Below are 6,113 nucleotides of genomic sequence, written 5' to 3'. Positions count from 1 at the left end.
GTGCGGGATGTGGTCAAGCAGAAGCTGCAACAAGCTTCTTTTGGCGTTGACCCCTATGCGGGATCCATGTCGGAAGCTTTTTACGGGTAGAGAAGCACGGGCTTAGGCTAAACTGCGAGAACATTGCCTCGCCCTGGTATGTTGCCCGTCTACTATTCAGAGACCTTTCTTCGCCACGATACGGGCCCCTTTCATCCCGAGCGCCCGGCTCGACTGCAGGCCATTGTCAAGGCGCTGCGCAGCGCTTCTTTTGCCGACTGCCTGGAGTGGCGGGATCCCCCCTTGGCCGATCTTGCGGAACTGGAGCGGGTTCACCCGCGCTGGCACATTCAACAGGTGGCCGAGTTGGCCGCGAGGGGCGGGGGACGCATCGACGCAGATACTTCCGTTTCCGCAGCAAGCTTCGAGGCGGCGCGCTTGGCGGTGGGAGCCTGGATTGCTGCTTCGGCCTCGGTTTTGGCCGCAGCTCAGCCGGCTTTGGTGCTGTGTCGCCCGCCGGGGCATCACGCGGAGCCGGAACGGGCAATGGGGTTTTGTCTCTTCAGTAACGCCGCCATTGCCGCCCTCTGGGCCCTGGATCAGCCGGGGGTGAGGCGGGTGGCAATTTTTGATTGGGATGTGCATCACGGCAACGGCACGCAGGCGGTGGTGGAGCGCCACCCTCAACTGCTCTATGCCTCCATCCACCAGTTCCCCCTCTACCCCGGCACGGGCTTGGCCCAGGAAACCGGGATCCACGGCAACCTCTGCAATGTGCCGCTGCCTGCTGGGTCGGATTGGTCGGCCTATAAAAAGGCTCTCGATGAGAAGGTTTTGCCCTTCTTGCGAGCCTTCCAACCGGATTTGCTGCTGGTGAGTGCGGGCTTTGACTGTGCCAAAGGGGATCCCTTGGCCAGCATGCTGCTGGAGCCGGAAGATTTTGGCCGTATGGCCCGCCTTTGCCTGGAGGAGGTGACCTGCAAGACCGTCTTCGGCCTAGAAGGGGGCTATGACCTGGAGAACCTGGCCCGCGGCTGGCTAAGCCTAGCTCAAGCTTGCCTGAAGGGTTAGCCTTTCCACTTCACCTTGGGCAGGATCTGCCGCACATCCACCCGGTCTTTGTACTTGAGAGCAAAGTTGAGCAGCGAGTCCAAAAGGGAGTCAGACAGATAGTGGGGCTGTAGGCCCAGGTCTAGGAGCTTGGTATTTTTGGCGTTGTAGTAGTGCTCCTCCAGCTCGACACGGGGGTTTTCTAGGTAGTTGATCTCCACCTTCAGCCCCATGGTGGCTCCGGCTTTTTGCACCATCAGCGCCAGTTGCTCCACGCTAAATTGCTCCGTAAACTGGTTCATCACCCGAAACTGGCCCGGCTCAGCGGGATGGGCGATGGCCAACTCCACACAGCGCACTGTGTCACGGATATCCAGGAAGCCACGGGTTTGGCCCCCCTTGCCGTACACCGTCAGTGGGTGCCCCACCGCCGCCTGAATGCAAAAGCGGTTTAGAGCCGTACCGAACACGCCATCGTAGTCGAGGCGGTTGATCAGCACCTCATCCATGCCAGTTTCTTCTGTCAGCACGCCGTACACCACTCCTTGGTTGAGATCCGTGGCGCGCAGGCCCCAGACGCGGCAGGCGAAGTGGATGTTGTGGCTGTCGTGCACCTTGGAGAGGTGATACATGGAACCCGGCTGCTTCGGATAGGGCAGGGTGTCCTTGCGGCCGTTGTGCTCGATGGTGATGTACCCCTCCTCGATGTCGATGTTGGGGGTGCCATACTCACCCATGGTGCCCAGCTTCACCAGGTGGCAGTCGGGAAACTCCTCCTTGATGGCGTAGAGGATGTTCAGGGTGCCCACTACATTGTTGACCTGGGTCATCACCGCATGTTCGCGGCTAATCATCGAGTAGGGAGCAGAGCGCTGCTCGCCAAAGTGGACAATGGCCTCCGGCTCAAAGCGACGCATGCAAGAAATGAGGGCCTCGTAGTTGGTGACGTCGCAAACGAAAATGGGAATATCCTTGCCGGTCAGCCCCTTCCAGCGATCCACCCGCTGTTCGAGCTGGGCAATGGGCGTCAGGGTAGAAACCCCTAGCTGCAGATCCCAGAGGCGGCGCACGTAGGAATCAAGAATGGCCACCTCATAGCCCCTGTTGGACAGGTGTAGGGCCGTTGCCCAGCCACAGTATCCGTCACCACCAATAACCAGGACTTTCATCAGGGAAGCGAAATTCGGCTGCTCACGAATCTACCAAGTTATGGCACCGAAGACAAATATCTCAGGATCCCATTAATCAACCTGAGGAGGGTTGTCTAGGGTGTAGACGGTGGTCTCAGCAGCAATGGCGCGGCGCAGGTGGGCGGGAACCTGGTAGAGTCCCAGGAGGGTGATGCCATCGATGAAGCGCAGCGCTCCGCGGGCGGGATCCAGGTGTTGGGCCAGGATCTGATCCACCTGTTCGGGCTCCGGCCTGGAAGAGATGGGATCCTGGGCTGCCAGGGCAAACCCCAGCGGCCCGCCGTAGGTGGGGGCGTAGATAGCGTAGGGCTGCACAGCAGCAAACACCGTTTTCAGGGTGTGAACGATGCGAGTGTGCTGCCACAACTCTACCGGCCCCGTCGGCCCAGCTTGGATGACAAAAGCCCCAGCGGGCCGCAACTTCGAGTGGATCTGGCAAAAAAACTCCTGGGTAAAGAGGCGGTAGGCCGGGCCGGACTCAATGGGATCCGACAGATCGGAAAGGATCGCGTCCCAGACCGGCTCCGTCTGGTGAAGAAAATCCAAGGCGTCAGCGATCACCACCTCTGCCCGCGGATCCTCAAAGGATCCTTGGTGCATTTCCGGCAGATGCTCTCGACAGGCCTCCACCACCTCCCCGTCGATGTCCACCATCACCACCTGCTCCACCGAGCGCCAACGCAGCACCTCCCGCAGCGTCGCCCCCTCCGCACCGCCCAATATCAACACTCGCCGCGGGATCCCACCCGCCTGGACGACCTGCACCAGGGCCGGGTGAACCAGAGCCTCGTGGTACAGGAATTCGTCCACGGTGGTGGACTGCCAGTGGCCATCCAGCATCAGGCCCTTGCCGTAGGCTCCCGTCTCGGCGATAAGCATCTCCTGAAAAGGGGTTTTTCGGTAGGCCAGAATGCGCGTGATGGCACGGGCAGTGTAGTCCCAGGGGGTGAAGTACTCCTGTGCCCAGAAGAAGCTCTTTGGGATGTTCATAGAACCCCTTACAAAAAGCGGCGGGATCTCAGCGCCTTCGTCTGGCCGTTTCACAGCTCAGCGCTTCGGGAAAATCCGCCATCTCTTCAACAGGTACCGCATCCGTGGTTCGGCGAGGCAGCTTGCGCAGCGAATGCCGCCGCGCTTGAAACACCTGGATCAAGTATTCACAGGCTGCTTCGGGCCGCGTGTGGCGACCACAGGTGAACACATCCACCGCTGCATAGCCCGCTTCGGGCCAGGTGTGAATGGAGATATGAGATTCTCCCAAAAGGGCCAGCGCCGTGATCCCCTGTGGCTCAAATGGATGGCAAAGCTCACCCAAGAGGGTGGAGTTGGAGCGTCTTGCTGCCTCCCGCAAGGCCTGTTGCACAAGGGAGACATCATCCAGAAGTTTGGCCGGGCAGTCGTAAAGCTCTAGGATGCAGTGGATCCCAATCAGAGCCAGAGACCTATCCCCTAATTGGCCAGATAGTGTGTGCAGCATACTATCCCCTAATTGGCCAGATAGACTACCGAAGCCGTGCGAACAAAAAGCACAGCTTTACCATCTTCTCATAGATGCAGCTAGATTACACCCCGCAACGGCTTTTTTCTTAACTGAGAATTAACCTTGACGTTCTCTGCAGCCCTGCTAGCTTGCTCCCGCGCAGCGGTAGAGCAGCGATTCTTTCACAACTTGCAGTAGCTGCTGGCAGGCAACCTCTACTTGCTGTGCCACACCATTCTTTGCCGCTCTGACCGATTTGCCTATCCAGTTGGCCAAGGGCCTCGGCTAGCCAAGGCGCTCGCCTGAGATCCAGGCACAAAAAGGGATCGCGATAGCTGCCCACCCCGCTGGCGGCATCTCGAACGTGGCGCAAGGGGAATTGTTCAGCAGTTCCGCTTCCTGCCCAACGACCGGCTGACAGTGCCGGGGATCCCTGGAAGAGTCCCCCTCTCAAGGTTCCCAGAGCGGTTAGTCTAGACTGTGGACAGTTACGTTCCTCTCAATCAGAGCAGAGGCTGTCGATGGACACCACCGAGGCCCTCCAAGTTCTCAACCTGCCGTCGGATGCCAGCGAACGGGAGATCCGGAGGAAATGGTTGCGAGAATATCAAACCCTCAGTACCGCCCTCTTGGAGCTGGAGGACGAACGGCAAAGACCCTTGCTGGAGGCGCAACTGGCGCGGCTCAACGAGGCACGGGATGTGTTGCTCAGCGGCGGATCCCAGGCTGAGAAGGAGTTGGCTTGGGCTAGCCCAGAAGACTTACCCCCCCAGGTCATCGTGCTGCTTTACCAAGCCAATGGCCAAGAGGGGATCTGCACACGCCAGATCGGGGGGCAGGACATTGTTATTGCGTTTGAGAGCGCCTTCGGGGCGAAAAAATATGCCCAAAGGCTGGCCCAGCAGGGGCTGCCCAAGCCGGTGGCCGAGCGCTTTGATACCCAGGAGATCGTTGATTTTTGTCGCGAAGGGGGCTACGGGCTGATGGTAGTTCCAGCCAGCGAGGTGCTGGAGCCGCTGGAGGAGAGTACGGAAGCCGCGCGGAATTGGCAGGGCAAATCCTGAGGAGCTGCACTTCAGTCCGCTCACCCAGGTTGCGTTGAGAGGGTCTTCGATGATCACTGCTGAGCCGATCTCTGCAGAAGAGTTTCGCCAGATCATGGACGCGGATCTGGAGGCTTCCTGTGAGGCTTTTGGCCTGAGGGGAGAGTACCTGCGCCTGCAACAACAGCAACTGCGCTTCTGGGGCATGCTGGCCCTCTGCCTGTTGGTGATTGCTCTGGTGATCTTCTTGGGGATGCGGGATCCCGGCTATTGGCTGCTGTATGCAGCAGCCGTCCTGTTGCTGGGGGTGGTTTTGCTGGGGCTATTGTGGGCCAGCCTGGAGCTACAGCAGAGCCTGCGCCGCATCCGCCAGCGCTGGCAAGAGGCCCATCTCCTCAGTAGCTCACCCAAGATCATGGAGTTTGCCAGCGACTTAGCTCGCAAGGTAAAAGAGTACAACCGCTGGGTGCAAGAGCTACAACAGTCGCTGGAGGGGGGCCAGTATTGGCGAGATTTTCGCCAACTGAGTGAGGCCGAGCAGAGGTATATCCAGTCGCTCTTTTTGCAGGTGCGGGCCCAACTGGTAATGGCGCTGCAGGTGTGCAGAGCTTTAATCGAGAATCCACAAGCCTCCGTAGCTCAGTATCTCAACCAAATGGTTGCCCGGGATCAGCAACTGTTGGAACAATTTGTCGCCAAAAACTTGACTGCCAACCGCTACGTAACCATGGCCCGCGAGCTATCTGCCCTGGAGGCAGATTTGCAAAGCCGCCTCAGAGTCCTGGGATCCCAGTGATAGTCTGGTGGGTCGATGTTCGGCAGCTTGTTCATGAGAAGCAGAGGCACCGCAGCGCTGTACATCCTGCTGGGTTTGGGCCTGCTGGGGTGCGGGGATCCCAACGTGCCGCTGACCCAGCCGCCTCCTGATGCTTTCCGGGTCAGCACCCCGCGCCCCCCGCGCTTGGATCTCTATCCCACGCCGCCGCCAACGCCCACCCCTACGCCGACGTTGCCCCCCGGCTTGCTGGAGCTCACGGCCCGTTGGCTGGGGATCCCGTGGCTGCCGCAGCGGCGCGAGACCAGCCCGGTGCGGTTGAGCGCCCGCTTCCTCGATATCCCGTTGCCGCCCAAGCCTCGCCCCTCACCCCAGCCTTCCCCTACTCCGACAGGGGAAGAGGAGAAGCAGCAAAGCCACAAGACCTAGGTTCTGCTCTGCGGCCTGGAAACCTAAGCGACCACCGTCAGCGGCTCCGTTTCTCGTACGCGCAGCTTTTCGCAGAGGATGATATCTGTCAAGATGGAGCTGGCCATCATGCCCGTATGGATCTCCAGCTTGGCTCCTGGCACCGCCTCGAACAGCAGCCGCTGCCC

General features: G+C 59.9%; 8 protein-coding genes. 4 read left to right on the top strand and 4 right to left on the bottom strand.

Translation table 11 applies throughout. The annotated features are described in order from the left end of the window. The first annotated feature begins 138 nt into the window (after positions 1-138). Positions 139-1,050, top strand: a complete 912-nt coding sequence (locus NW863_RS07745) for a histone deacetylase (RefSeq protein ID WP_414365651.1) — start codon at positions 139-141, stop codon at positions 1,048-1,050. Here NW863_RS07745 and NW863_RS07740 read toward each other — a convergent pair. The 3 genes from NW863_RS07740 to speD all read right to left on the bottom strand — a co-directional run bounded on the left by NW863_RS07740 (position 1,047) and on the right by speD (position 3,696). Beyond that, complete coding sequence (locus tag NW863_RS07740; protein ID WP_414365650.1) at positions 1,047-2,198, bottom strand: NAD-dependent epimerase/dehydratase family protein; 1,152 nt, start codon at positions 2,196-2,198, stop codon at positions 1,047-1,049. The two genes, NW863_RS07745 and NW863_RS07740, sit on opposite strands and share 4 nt — an antisense overlap. A 72-nt stretch (positions 2,199-2,270) precedes the next feature. Then, positions 2,271-3,209 (bottom strand): spermidine synthase, encoded by a 939-nt coding sequence (locus NW863_RS07735; RefSeq protein ID WP_414365649.1) that lies wholly within the window; start codon positions 3,207-3,209, stop codon positions 2,271-2,273. Positions 3,210-3,237: 28 nt separating this feature from the next. Continuing rightward, complete coding sequence (speD, locus tag NW863_RS07730) at positions 3,238-3,696, bottom strand: adenosylmethionine decarboxylase (protein ID WP_414365648.1); 459 nt, start codon at positions 3,694-3,696, stop codon at positions 3,238-3,240. Positions 3,697-4,220: 524 nt separating this feature from the next. Here speD and NW863_RS07725 point away from each other — a divergent pair. The 3 genes from NW863_RS07725 to NW863_RS07715 are packed head-to-tail and all read left to right on the top strand — an operon-like array spanning position 4,221 to position 5,946. Then, positions 4,221-4,763, top strand: a complete 543-nt coding sequence (locus NW863_RS07725) for a DUF3110 domain-containing protein (protein ID WP_414365647.1) — start codon at positions 4,221-4,223, stop codon at positions 4,761-4,763. Between the two features lie 49 nt (positions 4,764-4,812). Then, entirely contained in the window at positions 4,813-5,538 is a 726-nt protein-coding gene (locus NW863_RS07720; RefSeq protein WP_414365646.1) for a hypothetical protein, read from the top strand. A gap of 33 nt (positions 5,539-5,571) precedes the next feature. Continuing rightward, positions 5,572-5,946, top strand: coding sequence for a hypothetical protein (locus NW863_RS07715; RefSeq protein ID WP_414365645.1), 375 nt, complete (start codon positions 5,572-5,574; stop codon positions 5,944-5,946). 23 nt (positions 5,947-5,969) lie between these two features. On the opposite strand, the gene NW863_RS07710 is transcribed toward NW863_RS07715, so the two are convergent. Then, positions 5,970-6,113 (bottom strand): DUF1830 domain-containing protein (locus NW863_RS07710; protein WP_414365662.1); only part of this gene is annotated, 144 nt, incomplete at its 5' end.

The organism is Synechococcus sp. B60.1 (assembly GCF_047462555.1).
Classification (GTDB): domain Bacteria; phylum Cyanobacteriota; class Cyanobacteriia; order Thermostichales; family Thermostichaceae; genus Thermostichus.
The sequence above is the reverse complement of the archived record's forward strand: the minus strand, read 5'-3'. Positions and strand labels throughout refer to the sequence as shown.